The following is a 17013-nucleotide window of genomic DNA, read 5'->3' on the forward strand; positions in this document are numbered from 1 at the left end:
GAGGCAGTGTAACTCGATGACGACGCCAGGAGCCTGAGATGACCATAGCCCCCGACAAGCCCACCAGTGGCCTCACTGCCCCGGATGCTGCGATCACTGCGCTGGCAGCCGGTGCGGCGACCATCGACCGCATCGTCGAGGTGACACTGTCCTCGATCGTATTGCCGCTGCGGAACCCGATCAGTGACGCCAAGGTCCTCACCGGCCGACAGGAGGCGATGACCGAGGTGGTGTTCCTGTTCGCTGAAATTCGTACCGAACAGGGCCATGAGGGAATCGGTTTCGGGTATTCCAAGCGTGCGGGCGGGCCGGCCCAATTTGCGCATGCCCAGGAGATCGCTCCGGTACTCATCGGCGAGGACCCGAACGACATCGGCAAGATCTGGACCAAGCTGGTCTGGGCCGGAGCCTCGTTGGGCCGCAGTGGTGTTGCCACGCAGGCGATCGCCGCGATCGACATCGCGCTGTGGGATCTCAAAGCCAAGCGTGCCGGGTTGCCGCTGGCCAAGCTGATCGGCTCCGCACGCGATTCGGTGCAGACGTACAACACCTCCGGCGGATTTCTGCACACTCCGATCGAGGAGGTCATGGAAAACGCCGCGATCTCCCTGGCCAACGGTATCGGTGGCATCAAACTGAAGGTGGGGCAGCCGGATTGGCGTACCGACATCGCCCGCGTCACCGCGGTGCGCGAGTTTCTCGGCGACGACGTTCCGTTGATGGTCGACGCCAATCAGCAATGGGATCGGCCGACGGCGCAGCGTATGGGCCGCATACTCGAACAATTCGACCTCGTGTGGATCGAGGAGCCGCTCGACGCCTACGACGCCGAGGGGCATGCTCAGCTCGCTCGTAGCCTCGATACCTCGATCGCGACGGGCGAGATGCTGGCCAGCGTCGGAGAGCACGTCCGCCTCATCGAGGCAGGCGCAGTGGACATCCTGCAGCCCGACGCACCCCGCATCGGCGGAATCACGCAGTTCCTGAAGTTGGCCACCCTGGCCGAACACAACAATCTGCAGCTCGCCCCGCATTTCGCCATGGAGATCCACCTGCACCTCGCGGCTGTGTATCCCCTGCAGACATGGGTGGAGCACTTCGACTGGCTGGACCCATTGTTCGACGAGCACCTCGAAACACGGGACGGACGGATGCACCTGTCCGCTCGACCGGGTCTGGGCTTCACGTTGAGCGAGCAGGGTCGGGCGTGGACGGTCGCGATGACGGTGGTGCGCTAGCTGGTACCAGCCCCAATCACATGGGAATGATGCGGCGCATGAGCGATCTGGCTGCGGCGACGACTAGCTGACGATTGTGCGTGTGCACGAATTCGAATCGTCGATCCGCGTCGGCGCAGTCTTCATCGCCCAGATCGCGGGCGATGAGCGCCGAGAAATAGTGCTGACCGACCGCGGTGATCGTCCACTCTCGGGTGAACTCCTCCGTGGGGTCGAGATCTGCTCCGCGCACACCCGGCGCGGGTTCTCCTCCCAGACCGACGCCCACGGCCGCGACAAATGCGTGCTTGGTAGCCAGAAATGCGTACTGCTCAGCGACAGGCGGGCTGAACCATCGGTAATGCTGGAACGTGGACATGAGGGCCAGCGAATCATTGGTATCGCGGGCGTGGTCCTCGATCTGGCGGGAGATGGCGCGGATGAAGGCTTTGGTTCCGATCGACGGAGCCACGAGCTCGAACAGATCCGATGGCAGGTTCGGCACCAGACCGGAGTTCGCAACGGGCTCGCTCAGAATCGACAGCGCACCCGGTGCGGTCCGCACCGACTCGGGCAGCGGACCGGGCCTTCCGAACAGCCATCCCTGGCCCAGTACCGCCCCGAGAGAGTGAGCGCGGGCGAGGTGTTCGTCGGTTTCGATGCCCTCTGCCAGAACAGTCGCCCCGGTCGCCTCGGAATGCGCTCGTACTGCGGCGATCACGCGCGCCTGCGCTCGATTCGGATCTCGCTGCACCAACGAACGGTCGAGCTTGATGATGTCCGGTGCGACGAACTCGAGCATGGTCACCGTGTCCGGATGCACGCTGATGTCGTCGAGAGCGATGCGGCATCCTGCCCGCCGCCCGTCGGCAACCACGGCCAACAACACCGCGGGATCGGCCAGCAGTGACCTCTCTGTCAACTCGAGCACCACGGAAAATCGGCCTTCGGCTGCTGCGAACGCGCGCCTGGCGGCGTCGGTCGGTCCTGTCGCGGTGTGGGGTTCCACGTTGACGAACAAACACAGTTCCTGTGCCATCCCTGCAGCGAGTGCCGCGTCGACCGCGCCTGTGCGACACGCCCAATCGAGATCGTCCACCACGCCCAGATCTGCCGCCGTCGAAAACACGGAATCCAGGTTCAGTAGGGGCAACTCGGGCCACCGCGCCAGAGCCTCGTACCCGAGGACGGTTCCCGTGCCGAGCTCGATCACGGGTTGGAACACCGGGCGGACAGCGTTCACATCGGCGAGGGCAGAGGCAATCGCCTCGTGCGAGGAACGCTCGCGCACAGCGTCGTCCGGCATGGAGGTGTCCTTCTTTGCGATCGAACAATGATTTTTCAGCTCATTTGGACGTTACCCGCCTGGTCGGTGTTCGGTAGAGGTAGGACACGCATCCGGGTGCGCGTCAGCGAACTCCCTCGGCGCGCAGTTCTCGCGCCCAGGCGGCCGCGTGATCGGTGAGCACCGCGGCGATGCGTTCGAGTTCGCCCGGGTACGAGGCGACTTCGGCGGGCATCGAGACGCTGAGCGCATCGGTGGCCGGGATGCGGTACGGCACGACGGTGGCGATGCAGACGACGCCGACGGTGCCCTGCTCCTGCTCGAGTGACCACCCTCGTCGGCGAACCTGGCCGAGTTCGGCGATGAGGGCGTCGCGATCGACGATGGTGTTCTCGGTGTACCGCTCGAGCTTCTCGGGTAGCAGCGCAGTCACCTCGTCGGTCGTCAGTTCGGCGAGCAGAGCCTGACCCAACGCGGTGACGTGGCATGGCAGCTTGCGTCCGACGCGGTGCATGCGGCGCACCTCGAGCTTGGAGCCGCGGCTGGCAAGGTAGATGACGGAGTCCTCGTCGCGTCGGGCGAAGTGGACGGTGTGCCGCACGTCCGATCGCAGTGCTTCGAGCACTGCGGCGGCTCGGCTGACCACCGAGTCCTTGTCCAGGTAGGACGTTCCGGTCAGCAGGGCGTGCGTGCCGATGCCGTAGCGGGAGCCGGTCTCGTCGGCCTCGATCCAGCGCAGTTCCTTGAGCGTCCGCAGCAAGGCGTGCAGACTCGATCGCGGATACCCGCACGCTTCCTGCAGTTCGCCGAGGCTCATGCGCGTGGGGGACGCGGCCAGCGTCTCGAGGATGTGGATCGTGCGTTCCGCGGATTTCACCGGCTGGCTCTCGGACACCGTTGCGCCCGTGACATCGTTCACCATGGAGACAGTGTCCCTCATGATGAACGATGCTTCATACGCGGACACGAATGTTGTCGACGAACACTAGTACTCGGCGATCAGATTGTTCGAGACGTACTCGAGGTCGATGTCCTCACCCAGGCCCGGTCGGGTCGGCATCTGCACCATTCCGTTCACGTCGATGGGGTCGACGATGGACTTCAAGTGCGGCGGCACCCAGTCGTAATCCACCAGCGGGTGCAGCAGTCCGCGCTCGTACCACTGAATGTTCGACGCGCCGCCGACGAGCGCGAGGTTGGGAGCGCCGTTGCCATGGATCTCGCATTCGAGCCCGAACCCGTCGGCCATGTGCACCGTCTTGAGTGCAGGGGTGATGCCGCCGCCGTTCATCGCGCCGACCCGCAGAATGTCGCAGGCGTCGCTTGCGATCCAATCCGCCCGCGAACGATGCCGACCGGGAGTGGTCTCCGGGCCGATGACGGGAGTATCGATCTGATCCGCCAACCACTTGTACGAGCGCATCGAGAACTCGTCCATGGGCTCCTCGAACCAGTCGAAGTTCAGTGCGTCGAGTTCCCGCCCGAGCTTGAGTGCATCGGTACGCGAGTACCAGTGATAGCCGTCGAGCATCAACGAAAATCCGGGTCCGACGGCATCTCGCACCGCAGCGCAGGCCTCGATGTCGCGTGTGAGGCTCGGGGCCCCTTCGAGCGGCGGCATCCAGGTGTGCAGCTTGATTCCCTGGTAGCCCCGATTCTTCAGTGTCACCGCGAAATCGGCATACTCCTGCGGGCTCGACAGCCCGCCGTCGATGTCGTCCCCGCACATGGTGCTCGCGTAGGCCTTGACCTCGCTGCGGGCTCCGCCGAGGAGCTTCCACACCGGGGTGTCGAATCGGTTGCCGGCCAGATCCCACAGCGCCTGATCGACGTAGCTGCATGTGTGCTCGGGAAGTTCGACGGCTCTGGTGCGTTGCCTGACCGCGAACTTGCGGTCCATCTCCTCGCGGTGCAGCGGATCGGTGCCGATGAGGACCGGTCGAAAATGTTGATCCACTTGATCTTCACGCAGATAGTTTGTCTTGCCCAGGACGTAGCCGCTGACGCCGTCGGAATCGGTGATCCGCAACAGTGCCTGGGTGGTCGGGACGGACGGTCCTGGGTGTCGATGACCGTAGGAATCGACTGCGGTGCGTGCCTCGGTCTTGAAGACCTGGACGGCAACCTCGGTGATGACGCTGGACATGGCGGTGAATCCCCTATTTACCCTGTCGGGCATCGTATTTGGCTTTGGAGCGGTTGAGTTTCTCGGCGAAGTCGTCGGCGAAGTCCTGAGCGCTGAGCTGCCCGATGAGCACCTTCTGCCACTGGCCCAGCATCTGGACCTGCACGATCTTGCCGAAATCGGGCAGGTAGTCCGGCGGGGTCACCAGCACGGTGCTCGGGTCGTCGAGCGCGGCCTGAGCCGCCTGCACGGACGGCATCGCCTGGAAGGCCGGCGCGGAGCGAGCGGTCGTGTTGACCGGAATCTGGCCGACGTTCTCGTTCCAGTAGGCCTGCGCGTCCTGCGAGGTCATGTATTCGAGGAACTTCCAGGCCGCGGCCTGATGCTTGCTGCTCTTGAACACCGTGTACGACGGGAACGGGTCCGTCATCACCGTGCGAACACCATTGTCTGCCAATGGGAGTGCTACCGCTCCCACCTTGTCGCCGAGCGACTTCTTGTGATTGCTCAGAGATCCGAGGTTGTGCTGCATCATCGCCACCGAACCGCCGCCGAAGCTGGCGACCATCTGCGGAAAGCCATTGTTGACGTCGGCGGTGGGGGTGTCTACGTCGTAGAGAGCTGCGAAACGTTCGATGGCCTCGACCATCTCGGGTCGGTTGACAGTAGCCTCGCTGCCGTCGAAGAAGTTGTCGATGCCGGTGGTGGCGAACATGTGCTGCAGCAGCGGGTAGATCGAGCCCGCGCCTCCGCGGATGGTGAACCCGTAACGACCCGCGGACTTGTCGGTCAGTTCGTCTGCGGCCTCGTAGAATTCGTCCCAGGTGTCCGGTGGCTCGATGCCGGCCTCGTCGAACCAGTCCGCGCGAAACCACAGCGTGGCGTTGTTACTGGTGAACGGCAGACCGTACAGGTTCTCGCCGCCGCCGGATTCCATCGCCGACTCGATGATCTTGGGGTCGTACTGGTCCTTCTGCGGTGAGGTCGCCATGAAATCGTCGAGGGGAATGACCGCGTTCTGCGCGACCAGCGGTGCGAGGTACGCGGTGGACACGATACCCAGATCGGGAGCTGACCCACCGGCGAGCGCAGTTTGGTACTTCTGCTGAGCGCTGTCCGACGGCAGGCCGACGTACTCGATGTCGATGCCAGGGTTGACCTCTTCGAAGCGCCGAATCAGCTCCTCGTACAACGGGGTTCGATCCGGTCCGGCATTGTTGTCCCAGAAGGTGAGGGTGCCGCTGTTCGGATCTCCGAGTTCACCGTCGGGCAGGGAGGTTTCGGAACTGCAGCCGGCGAGAACGAGCGTGGCGACGGCACCGACGAGTACTGCGCGTCGCGAAAAGTGTGTGCGTTTCATGATCAGCCCTTCACCGCTCCGGCACTGAGGCCCTGGACGAGGTACTTCTGAATGACGGCGAACACTGCGACCACCGGCACCGCGGCGATCAGGCCGCCGGCCGCGAGGACGCCGAAGTCGACGTTGTACGAGCCGATCGTGTAGCTCAATCCGACCGGGAGGGTGAACTTGTCCTGGCTGCTGATGAACATCAGGCCGAACAGGAAGTTGTTCCAGCTGCCGATGAAAGCGAACGAGCCGACGGCGATCAAGCCGGGTCGTAGCAGCGGAAGCATGATGATGCGGAATGCCTTCAGGCGTGAGCAGCCGTCGACCATCGCGGCTTCCTCCAGTTCCACCGGGATCTGAGAGATGAAGCCCGCCATCAACATTGCTGCCAGCGGAAGTTGGAAGACGGTGTCGGCGACGATCAGTCCGAACAGGTTGTTCACCAGTCCCATCTCGCGGAACACCTGGAACAGCGGAATGAGCAGCATCGCACCGGGGACGAACTGGCTGCACAGCAGCGCCATCACCAGGGGGATCTTGGCACGGAACTTGAAGCGCGCCAACGCATAACCCGTTGCCAGCGCAACGAAGGTGGTGAGCACGAGAGACAGGCCGGCCACGATGAGGCTGTTCTTGAAGAAGAAGCTGAAGCCCAGGGTGTTCCAGACGGTGTCGAAGTGGTCGAGCGTGATGGGCCAGGGAAGCATCGAATTGGAACCGGCGGGCCGGAACGCGAAGACGATCATCCAGTAGAACGGGACGAGCGTGAACAGGAGGTAGACGGCCAGCGGGAGGCCGACGCTGAACACGCGGGGCTTGGTGCGGTGCACGCGCACCTTGTCGGAACGGTCCAGCGGCGGAGTGGTCACGACGGGACGGTCTGCGGTAGTGGTCATGTGCGTCAGGCCTTATCGCTGTTGAATTTGCTGAGGCGCAAGTAGAGGATCGAGCAGAAGAGCAGGATGAGGAAGGCGACGGTGGTGAGCGCCGACCCGTATCCGAAGTCCTGCGCGGTTGTTGCGAGCTGAGAGACGTAGAGCGGCAACGTGGTTGTCACGTCGGCCGGTCCGCCCGCGGTGAGGGTGTAGAGAAGATCGACGTTGTTGAACTCCCAGACACCGCGGAGCAGGGTAGACAGGATGATCACGGCCTTGAGGTGCGGCAGTGTCACGAAGCGGAAGCGCTGCCAGCGGTTCGCGCCGTCCACGTTCGCTGCCTCGTAGAGGTCCTTGGGCGCACTCTGCAGTTCGGCGAGGATGAGAATGGCGAAGAACGGAACGCCGCGCCAGAGTTCGGCAACGCTGGTGGCCCAGAACGCGGTGTCCGGATCGGCGATCGGCGCGGCGGTACCGTCGCCGATGCCCATGTTGCCGAGCAGTTTGAACAATCCGGTCGACGGGTTGTAGATCAGCAGCCAGATGCCGGTGGTCAGCACGCCGGAGACGGCCCAGGGCGAGAACACCAGGGCTCGGGCCAGGCCGCGTCCGCGGAAGACCTCGTTGACCAGCAGGGCCAGGCCGAGGCCGAGGAACAACTGGAACACGACCTGCACGCCGACCCACTTGGCGGTGACGACGAGGCTGTTCCAGAAAGCGTCGTCGGCGAACATGAGCCGGAAGTTCTCCAGGCCGGCGAAGCCGTTGTCCCACGGCGTCGTCGGGTTGTAGAACTGCGTGCTGTAGTAGAAGACGCTGCCGACCGGGTAGAAGATGAACACGGCCAGCAGGATGACGACCGGTGCGATCAGGATGTACGGGGCCGAGATGCGGCGCTTGCGTTTCGGCCGCACGGGAGGGACGGCCGCGCTCTGCGCGCGGGTGCCTCCCGACCGGGGTGGTGTGGTGGTGACCATGGGGACGCTCCGAAGCGTTCGGGGCCGGATGGGGGAGCCGGCGAGTGGGTCTGGCGGGGTGCTTCCGGCCCTGGGGATTTGGGCCGTGGAAAGTCTTCGTATGTTCACATATATGAACTCACGTCTGCTATGTGAATTTCTGGACCAACTATGACGGCTGTCACAAGCACTGTCAAGCATGACCGGTCACACGTGCAGGCCGAGCCAGCTCGCCGCGGCATCCTGCATCGTCCTCGTGAAGCGGTGTGGCTCCGAAAACCACTGTGTAGACAGCGTTTTCGAGTCTCGGTAGTCGCGGCGCAGTGACGCCTCGGCCTCGCGCATACCTCCCGTGCCGAAATGGGAGTCCTGCTCGGCGAATTGGACCAGTAGTGGAGTCGGTGCAGCCGAGCCGGCAATCTCCGGCCAGTCGCACACCGCGGGCAGGCCCGGGGTGATCATCAGCCAGCTGGTGTTGTCCGCATGACCGTCCGCGATATCGGCGTACGTGCTCATGGAAGCGGTGATCACCGCTGCTCGCAGACGGTCGGTGCAGGCCAGCAGGTGTGCGACGCGGGCTCCGCCACCGGAGAATCCAGCGGTGGCGATGCGGTGTGCGTCCACCTCGGCGCAGTCGCTCAGTACGTGCAGTGCTGTCAGATCTTCCAGCAATACCCGTCCGGCCAACGAACTGCCCTGTAGCGCTGCTATTTTCGCCAGGCCGTGCTCGTGCTCGCGGGCGGCTGCCTCGTATCGCTGCTGTCCCTCGAGGTTTGCGCCGGCTCGACGGGCCCGCTCGGGGAGGTCCTCCCACGGCACCCGGCGACCGCCCCACGGGAACACGTCGTGGATCAGAACTGCGAAACCCGCAGCAACCAGGCGTGCTGCGGGTGCGCCGCCGCCGTACCCGTGCTCGCGCAGTGCGGCGATGCCGGGCGCGATGCCGTCGGGACCGTCGGCCACCTTCTCTTTGCCGTAGAACTTCACACCGTCGTGGCCGTGCATGAGCAGGATCGCGGGCAGTGGGTGCTCTGCTTCCGGGGGCGTCAGCAGCCACGCGGACGTGTCGTTCCAGGTCAACTCCACTCCGCGGACGCCGTCACGTGTCCACCTGCGACCGCGTGTCACCTGCCGGGGTGGTGGGGTTTCGGCGATTCCGAGGGCATTCCCGATTGCCGCGCGACGGGCGAATCGTGGACAGCCGAGGTCGAATTGTGTTCCCATGTGTGAACTCTGTTCTCTCTATCGAACAAATCAGCCATCGAAGGATGACCCCTATGACCGTCGACCGCATCGTCGCGCACGCCTATCCCTGGGACGTACTCGGTGATCCACACTTCGTCGAGCGCGCCCGCAGGCTCGGGGTGCGCGAGATCTCGCTCGCCGCGACGTACCACTCGACCAGGGCGGCAACTCCGCTGCACCCCCAGCACAAAGTGGTCGATGCTCACCATGCCGCGCTGTATCGACCGGTTCGTCCCGAGGGGTGGGCCGGGCACACGATCACTGCGCGGACAGCCGACTGGGGCGGGGCAGAGGATGCGTTCGGCCAGGCCGCGGCCGTTCTGCGCGACGCCGGGTTCCTGGTCAACGCCTGGATCGTGCTGACGCACAGCACAATTCTCGGCCACGCCCACCCCGATGCAACGGTCGTCAACTGCTTCGGAGATGCCTATCGCTATGCCCTCGCTCCCGGGCATCCCGACATCGTGCGGTACTGCGCCACGCTCGCGGCCGAAGCGATCCGCGGCGTCGAGGTACATGGTATGTCCGTCGAGGCCTGCGGACAGCTGGGTTTCGCGCATGTCGGACCACATGAGAAGACGGACGGCGCGTTCCCTGGAATCGGCGACACACTGATGTCTGTCAGCTGCACGCAGCGTGAGCTCGACGCATGGAGCGCGCGAGGCATCGACTCGGCGAAGGTGATGCAGAAGTTGCGCGACGGCGTCGACGCCTTGTCGGCCGGAACCTTGCCTGCGGGTGCTGCGATCACGGACGTGTTGGACGCCGACGAGATCGACGCGGTGGTGGCGGTCCGACACGCCGACGCTGACCACCTTCGTGCGGAAGTGCTTGCCGCGGTGCGTGAACAGGCACCATCGGCACGCGTGACGCTGCACGGTCACCCGGATCCGTGGAAGACCGGACCGTCGCCTGCGCTGACCGCTGCCGCACCGGCCGATGTCGACGCGGTGCTCGTGTCGGCCTGGCCCGGTACTGCCGAGACGGTTGCGGTGGTCGAGGCCACCCGCGCGGCCGTCGGCGACGGGGTTGATGTGGGTGCTTACGTATCGGTACTGCCGCCGAAGAAGCTGGACGAGGTGGCCGCGCATGTGGCGGCCACCGTCGACGCCGGGGCGAACGAGCTGCACCTCTATCACCTCGGTCTCGTCAATCGACCCCAGCTCGATGCGCTGGGGTCGATCGTCACAACGTATTCGTAGGGGTCCGCAACGGGTGCTCCACTCGACCGGCCTCGGCGCGGAATCCCGCAGTCTGGGTGGTCGAGTGGAGCAGAACGTGCATCACCGCATCCGTTGGCCGAGCGGGTGATCACAGAACGCTCCGCCGACTCGCTGCAGGATCGGATCGCTGAACGTCCACTCGTGTTCGGCCAGGAACTGCTCGGCGAACTGTTCCGCATCGTCGCGAGGCAGGTATCCGATCTCCGCACCCTCGTTGCCGGACCACCACGCGCGCGAGTTCTTCGAGATGCCCCACACTGTGTGAAAACCCTTGGCGCTGTCCGACAGTGACGCCTCGATCAGTCGAGCAGTGTCGGCGGGTGACATCCAGGTGGCAAGGCCGCGGTAGTTCGGCGGCGCGTCGAAGCTCGAGCCGATACGCAGATTGACGACGTCGATGCCGAAGCGGTCGTGGTACATCCGGCCCAGGGCTTCGACCGCGGCCTTGCTCCACCCGTAGAAGCCGTCGGGTCGCGGCGCGGCGTCCCCCGGAAGCGGTGCGCCGCCCGTCTCGTCGTGCGTCCAGAAGCCGACGGCGTGATTGCTCGACGCCACCACAACGCGGGTGACTCCGTGCGTCACCGCGGCCTCGAAGACGGCCTGAGTGCCGTCGACGTTGACCGACAGGATGTTGGCCCACGAGTCCTCGGTGCTCAATCCGCCGAGGTGCAGAATCGCGTCGACACCGTCCACCGCAGCGGCCACGGCGGCGCGATCGGTGACCGATCCCTGCACGAATTCCTCGGTAGCAGAATCGATGTCGGTGATCTCGGCGATATCGAACAGGCGCAGCGTGCGGCCGGGAGCCGCCAGCAGAGGCCTGAGCATCGCACCCATGTTGCCTGCGGCCCCGGTGATGAGCACTCGTGAAACGGTGTCGGTCATTCTTCTCGAACTCCTTCGGTGGAAACCTTGTAATGGGGATCACAGTAATACATACTTCTAAACGAAGTCAGCATTCTGGCATCCATTCACATATATGAACACCACTCGGATCGTCCGGCACGTTCCTGCCGGTGAAGGGACCACCATCATGGCCACCGTTGCATTTCAAGGCGTCACCAAACTCTTTCCCGGCGGAGACAAAGCTGCCGTCGACCAACTCGATCTCGACATCCAGGACGGTGAATTTCTCGTCCTCGTCGGCCCGTCCGGCTGCGGAAAGTCGACGTCGCTGCGGATGCTCGCCGGTCTGGAAGAAGTCGACAGGGGAGCCATCACCATCGGCGGCAAGGACGTCACCGACCATCAGCCCAAAGACCGCGACATCGCGATGGTCTTCCAGAACTATGCCTTGTACCCGCACATGACGGTCGGCGAGAACATGGGATTCGGACTTCGCATCGCCGGCGAGGACAAGGCCGAGATCAAGCGTCGCGTCGAGGACGCAGCCAAGATCCTCGATCTCACCAAGTTTCTCGACCGCAAGCCCAAAGCGCTCTCCGGTGGTCAGCGTCAGCGAGTTGCCATGGGCCGCGCCATCGTTCGCAAGCCCCAGGTGTTCCTCATGGACGAGCCGCTGTCCAACCTCGACGCCAAACTTCGGGTGCAGACCCGCGCGCAGATCTCCGCGCTGCAGCGTCGACTCGCAACGACGACCGTGTACGTCACCCACGATCAGGTCGAGGCCATGACCATGGGCGATCGCGTGGCCGTCCTCAAAGACGGTGTGCTGCAACAGTGCGACTCGCCGAGGCGCATGTACGAACACCCGAACAACGTGTTCGTCGCCGGCTTCATCGGATCGCCTGCAATGAATCTGCTCGAGCTGCCCCTCGTCGACGGCGGCGTCCGCTTCGGCGGCGAAGTCGTCCCGGTTCCCCGCTCCGCCATCGCCGGAATCGGGGAGAGTTCCGTGACACTCGGCGTGCGGCCCGAGGACCTGCAGATCACCACCGGGGCAGGCCTCGAAGTGACCATCGACGTCGTCGAAGAACTCGGAGCCGACGCCTACGTCTACGGCCAGGCCGATATCAACGGCACGCGTCAGCCCATCGTGGTCCGCGCCGACGGCCGCATCCCACCCGAACGCGGATCGACGATCACGCTCTCCTACGCCGCCGAGCGCACCCACCTGTTCTCTACGGTGACCGGAGAACGTTTGGTCGACTAGCACCACTACGCGTTGCGCACAGTACTGTCTCCCGAGTGACAGACGCGCACCAGGTATCGCGATGGTCCGCGATCTTCAGACCGACGCCGCTCCGGTTCATGGCAGCAGGGTTTGCACTTGCCATGGTCGTCGGTGCGGGCGTGCTGATGATTCCGGCGGCCACCATGCCCGGGTACGACACGGATTTTCTGCAGGCGTTGTTCACGTCGACATCGGCCGTCAGTTTGACCGGCCTGATCGTGGTGGACACGCCGGTGTACTGGTCGGGTTTCGGGCAGGGCGTGATTCTCGGCCTGATTCAGATCGGCGGATTCGGGATCATGACGATCGCGTCGTTGGTCGGGTTGGTCCTGGCCGATCGAATCGGTTTGCGAGGCAGGCTCAATGCGGCCGCCGAGGTACGCACATCCGGGCTGGGCGACGTCAGGAGTGTCATCGTCGGTGTGTTCCGCACCAGTCTGATCATCGAGAGCGTGATCGCGCTCTGTTTGGCCGCGCGATTCTTCGTCGGATACGACGAGCCATTCGGCCGCTCGCTCTGGCTGGGGGTCTTTCATTCCGTGTCGGCATTCAACAATGCCGGATTCGCCCTCTTCAGCGACAACATGATCGGGTTCGCCACCGATCCGTGGATCTGTGTGCCGCTGCTGATCGCGGTCGTGTCGGGAGGTATCGGATTTCCGGTCCTCTTCGAGATCGCCCGTCATGTCCGATCGCGGACCCGCGGCGTTCGGTCTCGCAAGCGGTGGTCGCTGCACACTCGAATGACGCTGTCTGCCACCGGTGTTCTGCTGGTTCTCGGACCGACGGTGGTGTTGCTCTTCGAGTGGTCGAGGACTCTGGGCGGCTTCGGCTTCTGGGACAAAATGCTCGTCGCGACGTTCCAGGGCATCATGCCGCGCACCGCCGGATTCAACAGTGTCGACTATGCGGATGTGGACAACGCGACCCTGCTGATCACCGACGTACTGATGTTCATCGGTGGTGGCAGCGGCGGTACGGCGGGTGGCATCAAGGTCACGACGTTCGCATTGCTGCTGTTCGTCATCCTGGCCGAGATCCGCGGAGACCGTGAGGTGGCGGTGTTCGGTCGTCGAATCGACGCGCGCGTGCAGCGTCAGGCGTTGACCGTCGCGTTGATCGGCGTTGCGTTGGTACTGGCCCCGGTAGTGGCGTTGCTGGCGGGTACGAACTTCGACCTCGATGTGCTCCTTTTCGAGGTCGTCTCGGCATTCGCCACGGTGGGGCTGTCCACCGGCATCACCGCACAGTTGCCCGGCTGGGGTCAGGTGGTTCTGATCGTCCTGATGTACCTGGGCCGCGTCGGTTCCATCACTCTGGTCAGCGCCCTTGCTGCCCGCGACCGCGGTCGGCGTTACACGCTCCCCACGGAAAGGCCGTTCATTGGCTAGGAAATCGTCGTCCGAAGTCGTTGTCGTTCTGGGTCTCGGCCGCTTCGGCACATCGCTGGCACTCGAACTGATGGAGCAAGGAGTCGAGGTTCTCGGCATCGACAGCGACGACGCTGTGGTGCAACGTGTCTCGGATCAGCTCACGCACGCGGCCGTAGCCGATACGACGGACGAGGAATCGTTGCGGCAACTGTCGGTGCACGAATACGACCGCGCCGTCGTGGGCATCGGATCCGATCTGGAGGCCAGCCTGCTCACCGCGTCCGCGCTGATCAACCTCTCGGTGCCCATCATCTGGGCCAAGGCGATCAGCGTCGCGCACGCCAAGATCCTCGACCAGATCGGCGTCCACCACGTGGTCCGGCCCGAGCACGACATGGGTAAACGGGTGGCTCACCTGGTGCGTGGCCGGATGATGGACTACATCGAGTTCGATGACGGGTTCGCCATGGTCAAGACGTCACCGCCGGCCTCGCTCATCGGAAAGAAATTGGGCGAGAGCGGGATCCGCGCCAAGCACCGTGTCACCGTCGTTGCGGTCAAGCGTCGAGGCGAAGGATTCACCTACGCCACAGCAGATACGGTGATCGGCGCAGGCGATACCGTCATCGTCTCCGGTCAGGTCCGAGACGCCGAGCGATTCAGTGAGTCGACGTGAGTGACTCCAGGGTTGCGCGCGCACCGTTTTCCTGAAGTGATGTCAGCTGTTTCGTGTACTCGGCGACGAAGCGTTCGTTGTCGATCAGATCCCCGAACACCGCGCGGTTGGCGATGAAGGCCGTCGGATTCTCGCGCTGACTCTGCGCGATGGGGATCAGTGAATCCTTCAGCTGATCGACGATCTCGATCGGCTCTCCCGATTCGTCGACGGCCTCGGCGTAACGAGCCCAACTCGCCACGACTGCGGTTGACCGTGCGATCTCGCCGCCGGTCTCGAGGTTCTTGCGAATCACGGGCAAAAGCCACTTGGGAATTCGATCCGAGGACTCGGCGCACAGGCGTGCGACGGTATCGCGGATCTCCGGATTGGAGAATCGTTCGATCAACGTCCGCTTGTACTCGGTCAGATCGATACCGGGGACGGGCTGCAGCGTCGGCGTCGCCTCGTTGTCCATGTACGCGAGCAGGAACTCCGAGAACAGCGAGTCCTGGCAGACCTCGTGTACCAGGCGATAGCCGCTGAGGTAACCGAAGTACGCGAGTGCCTGGTGACTGGCATTGAGCAGGCGAAGCTTCATCAGCTCGTACGGGGTGACGTCATCGACCACCTGTACGCCGACATCTTCGAACGGTGGTCGACCGAGCGTGAACGAATCCTCCAATGCCCACTGCGTGAACGGTTCGGCCGCGACCGGCCACGCGTCCTCGATGCCGTAGCGATCCGAGAGCTCCTGCATCACTTCGGGAGTGGTCACCGGGGTGATGCGGTCGACCATCGAGTTGGGGAACGTGGCCTCGGACTCGATCCAGTCCGCGAGCTCCGAATCCTTCAACCGGGCGAACGCGAGGAACGTGGACTTCGCGATGTGGCCGTTGCCCTCGATGTTGTCGCAGGACATGATCGTGAACGGCTTCATGCCACGATCCTTCCGACGCGCCAATGCCTCGACGACGAGTCCGAAAGTTGTTGCCGGCACGGCACCGTCAGCGAGATCCGCGACTATCGCCGGATTCTTCTCGTCGAACTCCCCGGTGGTCGCGGAGAAATTGTACCCACCTTCGGTGATGGTGAGCGAGACGATCTTCACCGCCTCGGACGCCATCTTCTCGATGACCGCCTCGGGGTCCTCGGGGGCGAACAGATACTCCACGATCGACCCGATGACTCGAGTTTCCCAGGTGCCGTCGGCGTGCTTGAGGGCGAGAGTGTAGAGGCAGTCCTGTTCCGCCATCACCTCTTTCATCTTGCGATCGTTCGGCAAGACACCCACACCGCAGATCCCCCAGTCCGACGCCTCGCCGCGCTCGAGCAAGCGGTCTACATACATCGCCTGGTGGGCGCGGTGAAAGCCGCCGACGCCGAAGTGCACGATCCCCGTGGTGACTGCGGCTCGGTCGTAGGTCGGTACCTCGACGTCGGTGTGGACTTCTGCCAGAGTGCTCGCCCGAAGCTTCATGCGTTCTTTCCTTCTCCTCGAAAACCAGGTATCACAACAGCTTTGATGCTTCCGGACTGCTTGTCCGCGTTCAAGGCATCTTCGACGCCGTCGAGTCCGAACCGCGCCGTCACCATCGCGTCGAGATCCACCATGCCCGACGCCACGAGGTCGCGTGCGATGGGCCAGGTGTTGGCGTAGCGGAAGACACCGGTGAGCACCAACTCTCGGTTCTGAATCACCGAGATCGGCAGGGGGTAGTCCGATCCGCCCATGCCGACGAGGACGACGGTGCCGGCCGGCCGGACCGCTTGAATGCCGTCGAACACCGCGCGCGCCGCACCGGAGGCGTCGATGAAGGCATCGACCGACAAGGTGCGCACGTCCTCGGTGGTGGGGTCGAGGACTCGTGTTGCGCCGAATGTTGTTGCGTTGGCACGTCGGGAGGCGTCTAGGTCGGTGACGATCACCTCGGTGGCTCCGAAGGCGCGGGCCACCTGTGCGGTGACGATGCCGACGGGGCCTGCGCCCGCGATGAGCACGCTCGAACCGGCCGAGATTCGCGCCTTCTGTACCGATGCGATGCCGACCGACAGCGGCTCGAAGAGAGCTGCGGCCTCGTCGGAGATGGTGTCCGGAATGCCGTGCGCGAACGTCGATTGGATCAGCACGTATTCCGCCAGTGCGCCGTCGATGGGCGGGGTCGCGAAGAATTCCATGGCCGGACACAGGTTGTAACGGCCGGCGCGGGATTGGGCGCTGGTGGGATCCGGCCGTTGCGGCTCGATGGATACGCGCTGCCCGACGCGGGTGCCGGGGATATCGGAGCCCACGGCCACGATCACGCCCGCGGCCTCGTGCCCGAGCACGAGGGGGCCGTCGACCACGTAGTCGCCGATGCGTCCTTCGCGGTAGTAGTGCGCATCGGATCCGCACACCCCCACGGCCGTGACCTGCACGAGGACCTCATCGGACGCGGGTGTGGGGACGGGCCGTTCTTCGAGCCGGATCTCGTGCACGCCGGTGAGCACGCTGGCCTGCATGGACTGTGGCACGGGTCGCTGCTCGCGAGGGGGTGTTGTGTAGATCACACCTTAATGTTAGCTTAGTGAGCAGAT

General features: G+C 64.1%; 15 protein-coding genes. 5 read left to right on the plus strand and 10 right to left on the minus strand.

The window, feature by feature from the left end; genetic code table 11:
- Window positions 1-38: 38 nt before the first annotated feature.
- The gene (locus QM797_RS04780; RefSeq protein WP_283273995.1) at window positions 39-1238 is read left to right on the plus strand and encodes an L-talarate/galactarate dehydratase; all 1200 of its coding nucleotides are present in this window, start codon (window positions 39-41) and stop codon (window positions 1236-1238) included.
- 16 nt (window positions 1239-1254) lie between these two features.
- On the opposite strand, the gene QM797_RS04785 is transcribed toward QM797_RS04780, so the two are convergent.
- From QM797_RS04785 to QM797_RS04815, 7 genes are all read right to left on the minus strand, one after another.
- The gene (locus tag QM797_RS04785) at window positions 1255-2523 is read right to left on the minus strand and encodes a sensor domain-containing phosphodiesterase (RefSeq protein ID WP_283273996.1); all 1269 of its coding nucleotides are present in this window, start codon (window positions 2521-2523) and stop codon (window positions 1255-1257) included.
- A 103-nt stretch (window positions 2524-2626) separates the two neighbouring features.
- Complete coding sequence (locus QM797_RS04790; protein ID WP_283273997.1) at window positions 2627-3442, minus strand: IclR family transcriptional regulator; 816 nt, start codon at window positions 3440-3442, stop codon at window positions 2627-2629.
- 45 nt (window positions 3443-3487) lie between these two features.
- Window positions 3488-4648 carry an enolase C-terminal domain-like protein gene (locus QM797_RS04795; protein ID WP_283273999.1) on the minus strand — a complete coding sequence of 387 codons (1161 nt, stop codon included), beginning with the start codon at window positions 4646-4648 and terminating at the stop codon, window positions 3488-3490.
- A 13-nt stretch (window positions 4649-4661) separates the two neighbouring features.
- Window positions 4662-5987: an ABC transporter substrate-binding protein gene (locus QM797_RS04800; protein ID WP_283274001.1), complete on the minus strand. Its 1326-nt coding sequence runs from the start codon at window positions 5985-5987 to the stop codon at window positions 4662-4664.
- Window positions 5988-5989: 2 nt separating this feature from the next.
- Window positions 5990-6871 (minus strand): carbohydrate ABC transporter permease, encoded by an 882-nt coding sequence (locus tag QM797_RS04805; protein ID WP_283274002.1) that lies wholly within the window; start codon window positions 6869-6871, stop codon window positions 5990-5992.
- 5 nt (window positions 6872-6876) lie between these two features.
- Window positions 6877-7827 carry a carbohydrate ABC transporter permease gene (locus QM797_RS04810; protein ID WP_283274003.1) on the minus strand — a complete coding sequence of 317 codons (951 nt, stop codon included), beginning with the start codon at window positions 7825-7827 and terminating at the stop codon, window positions 6877-6879.
- A gap of 186 nt (window positions 7828-8013) precedes the next feature.
- On the minus strand, window positions 8014-9030 hold the full coding sequence (locus QM797_RS04815; protein ID WP_283274005.1) for a dienelactone hydrolase family protein: 1017 nt from the start codon (window positions 9028-9030) through the stop codon (window positions 8014-8016).
- A 53-nt stretch (window positions 9031-9083) separates the two neighbouring features.
- On the opposite strand from QM797_RS04815, the gene QM797_RS04820 reads away from it, so the two are divergent.
- Window positions 9084-10253 (plus strand): hypothetical protein, encoded by a 1170-nt coding sequence (locus QM797_RS04820; RefSeq protein WP_283274006.1) that lies wholly within the window; start codon window positions 9084-9086, stop codon window positions 10251-10253.
- Window positions 10254-10334: 81 nt separating this feature from the next.
- Here QM797_RS04820 and QM797_RS04825 read toward each other — a convergent pair whose 3' ends face one another.
- On the minus strand, window positions 10335-11159 hold the full coding sequence (locus tag QM797_RS04825) for an NAD-dependent epimerase/dehydratase family protein (protein ID WP_283274008.1): 825 nt from the start codon (window positions 11157-11159) through the stop codon (window positions 10335-10337).
- A gap of 148 nt (window positions 11160-11307) precedes the next feature.
- On the opposite strand from QM797_RS04825, the gene QM797_RS04830 reads away from it, so the two are divergent.
- The 3 genes from QM797_RS04830 (at window position 11308) to QM797_RS04840 (ending at window position 14457) form a co-directional block, all read left to right on the plus strand.
- Window positions 11308-12387 carry an ABC transporter ATP-binding protein gene (locus QM797_RS04830; RefSeq protein WP_283275277.1) on the plus strand — a complete coding sequence of 360 codons (1080 nt, stop codon included), beginning with the start codon at window positions 11308-11310 and terminating at the stop codon, window positions 12385-12387.
- 98 nt (window positions 12388-12485) lie between these two features.
- Window positions 12486-13799 (plus strand): TrkH family potassium uptake protein, encoded by a 1314-nt coding sequence (locus tag QM797_RS04835; RefSeq protein ID WP_283275278.1) that lies wholly within the window; start codon window positions 12486-12488, stop codon window positions 13797-13799.
- A complete protein-coding gene (locus QM797_RS04840; protein ID WP_283274021.1) occupies window positions 13792-14457 on the plus strand; it encodes a potassium channel family protein in 666 nt (221 codons plus the stop codon). The genes QM797_RS04835 and QM797_RS04840 overlap by 8 nt, the downstream gene beginning before the upstream one ends.
- On the opposite strand, the gene QM797_RS04845 is transcribed toward QM797_RS04840, so the two are convergent.
- Both QM797_RS04845 and QM797_RS04850 read right to left on the minus strand, forming a co-directional pair.
- Window positions 14441-15916: a mannitol dehydrogenase family protein gene (locus QM797_RS04845; RefSeq protein WP_283274022.1), complete on the minus strand. Its 1476-nt coding sequence runs from the start codon at window positions 15914-15916 to the stop codon at window positions 14441-14443. The two genes, QM797_RS04840 and QM797_RS04845, sit on opposite strands and share 17 nt — an antisense overlap.
- The gene (locus QM797_RS04850; protein ID WP_283275279.1) at window positions 15913-16938 is read right to left on the minus strand and encodes an NAD(P)-dependent alcohol dehydrogenase; all 1026 of its coding nucleotides are present in this window, start codon (window positions 16936-16938) and stop codon (window positions 15913-15915) included. Before QM797_RS04850 ends, QM797_RS04845 begins: the two co-directional genes overlap by 4 nt.
- Between the last annotated feature and the right edge of the window lie 75 nt (window positions 16939-17013).

The sequence above is a fragment of the Rhodococcus sp. IEGM 1381 genome (assembly GCF_030056795.1).
GTDB lineage: Bacteria > Actinomycetota > Actinomycetes > Mycobacteriales > Mycobacteriaceae > Rhodococcoides.

Coding starts and splice junctions, on each gene's coding strand:
- QM797_RS04780 (WP_283273995.1), top strand. CDS start 39: ATGACCATAGCCCCCGACAAGCCCACCAGTGGCCTCACTGCCCCGGAT.
- QM797_RS04785 (WP_283273996.1), bottom strand. CDS start 2,523: ATGCCGGACGACGCTGTGCGCGAGCGTTCCTCGCACGAGGCGATTGCC.
- QM797_RS04790 (WP_283273997.1), bottom strand. CDS start 3,442: ATGAGGGACACTGTCTCCATGGTGAACGATGTCACGGGCGCAACGGTG.
- QM797_RS04795 (WP_283273999.1), bottom strand. CDS start 4,648: ATGTCCAGCGTCATCACCGAGGTTGCCGTCCAGGTCTTCAAGACCGAG.
- QM797_RS04800 (WP_283274001.1), bottom strand. CDS start 5,987: ATGAAACGCACACACTTTTCGCGACGCGCAGTACTCGTCGGTGCCGTC.
- QM797_RS04805 (WP_283274002.1), bottom strand. CDS start 6,871: ATGACCACTACCGCAGACCGTCCCGTCGTGACCACTCCGCCGCTGGAC.
- QM797_RS04810 (WP_283274003.1), bottom strand. CDS start 7,827: ATGGTCACCACCACACCACCCCGGTCGGGAGGCACCCGCGCGCAGAGC.
- QM797_RS04815 (WP_283274005.1), bottom strand. CDS start 9,030: ATGGGAACACAATTCGACCTCGGCTGTCCACGATTCGCCCGTCGCGCG.
- QM797_RS04820 (WP_283274006.1), top strand. CDS start 9,084: ATGACCGTCGACCGCATCGTCGCGCACGCCTATCCCTGGGACGTACTC.
- QM797_RS04825 (WP_283274008.1), bottom strand. CDS start 11,159: ATGACCGACACCGTTTCACGAGTGCTCATCACCGGGGCCGCAGGCAAC.
- QM797_RS04830 (WP_283275277.1), top strand. CDS start 11,308: ATGGCCACCGTTGCATTTCAAGGCGTCACCAAACTCTTTCCCGGCGGA.
- QM797_RS04835 (WP_283275278.1), top strand. CDS start 12,486: ATGGCAGCAGGGTTTGCACTTGCCATGGTCGTCGGTGCGGGCGTGCTG.
- QM797_RS04845 (WP_283274022.1), bottom strand. CDS start 15,916: ATGAAGCTTCGGGCGAGCACTCTGGCAGAAGTCCACACCGACGTCGAG.
- QM797_RS04850 (WP_283275279.1), bottom strand. CDS start 16,938: ATGCAGGCCAGCGTGCTCACCGGCGTGCACGAGATCCGGCTCGAAGAA.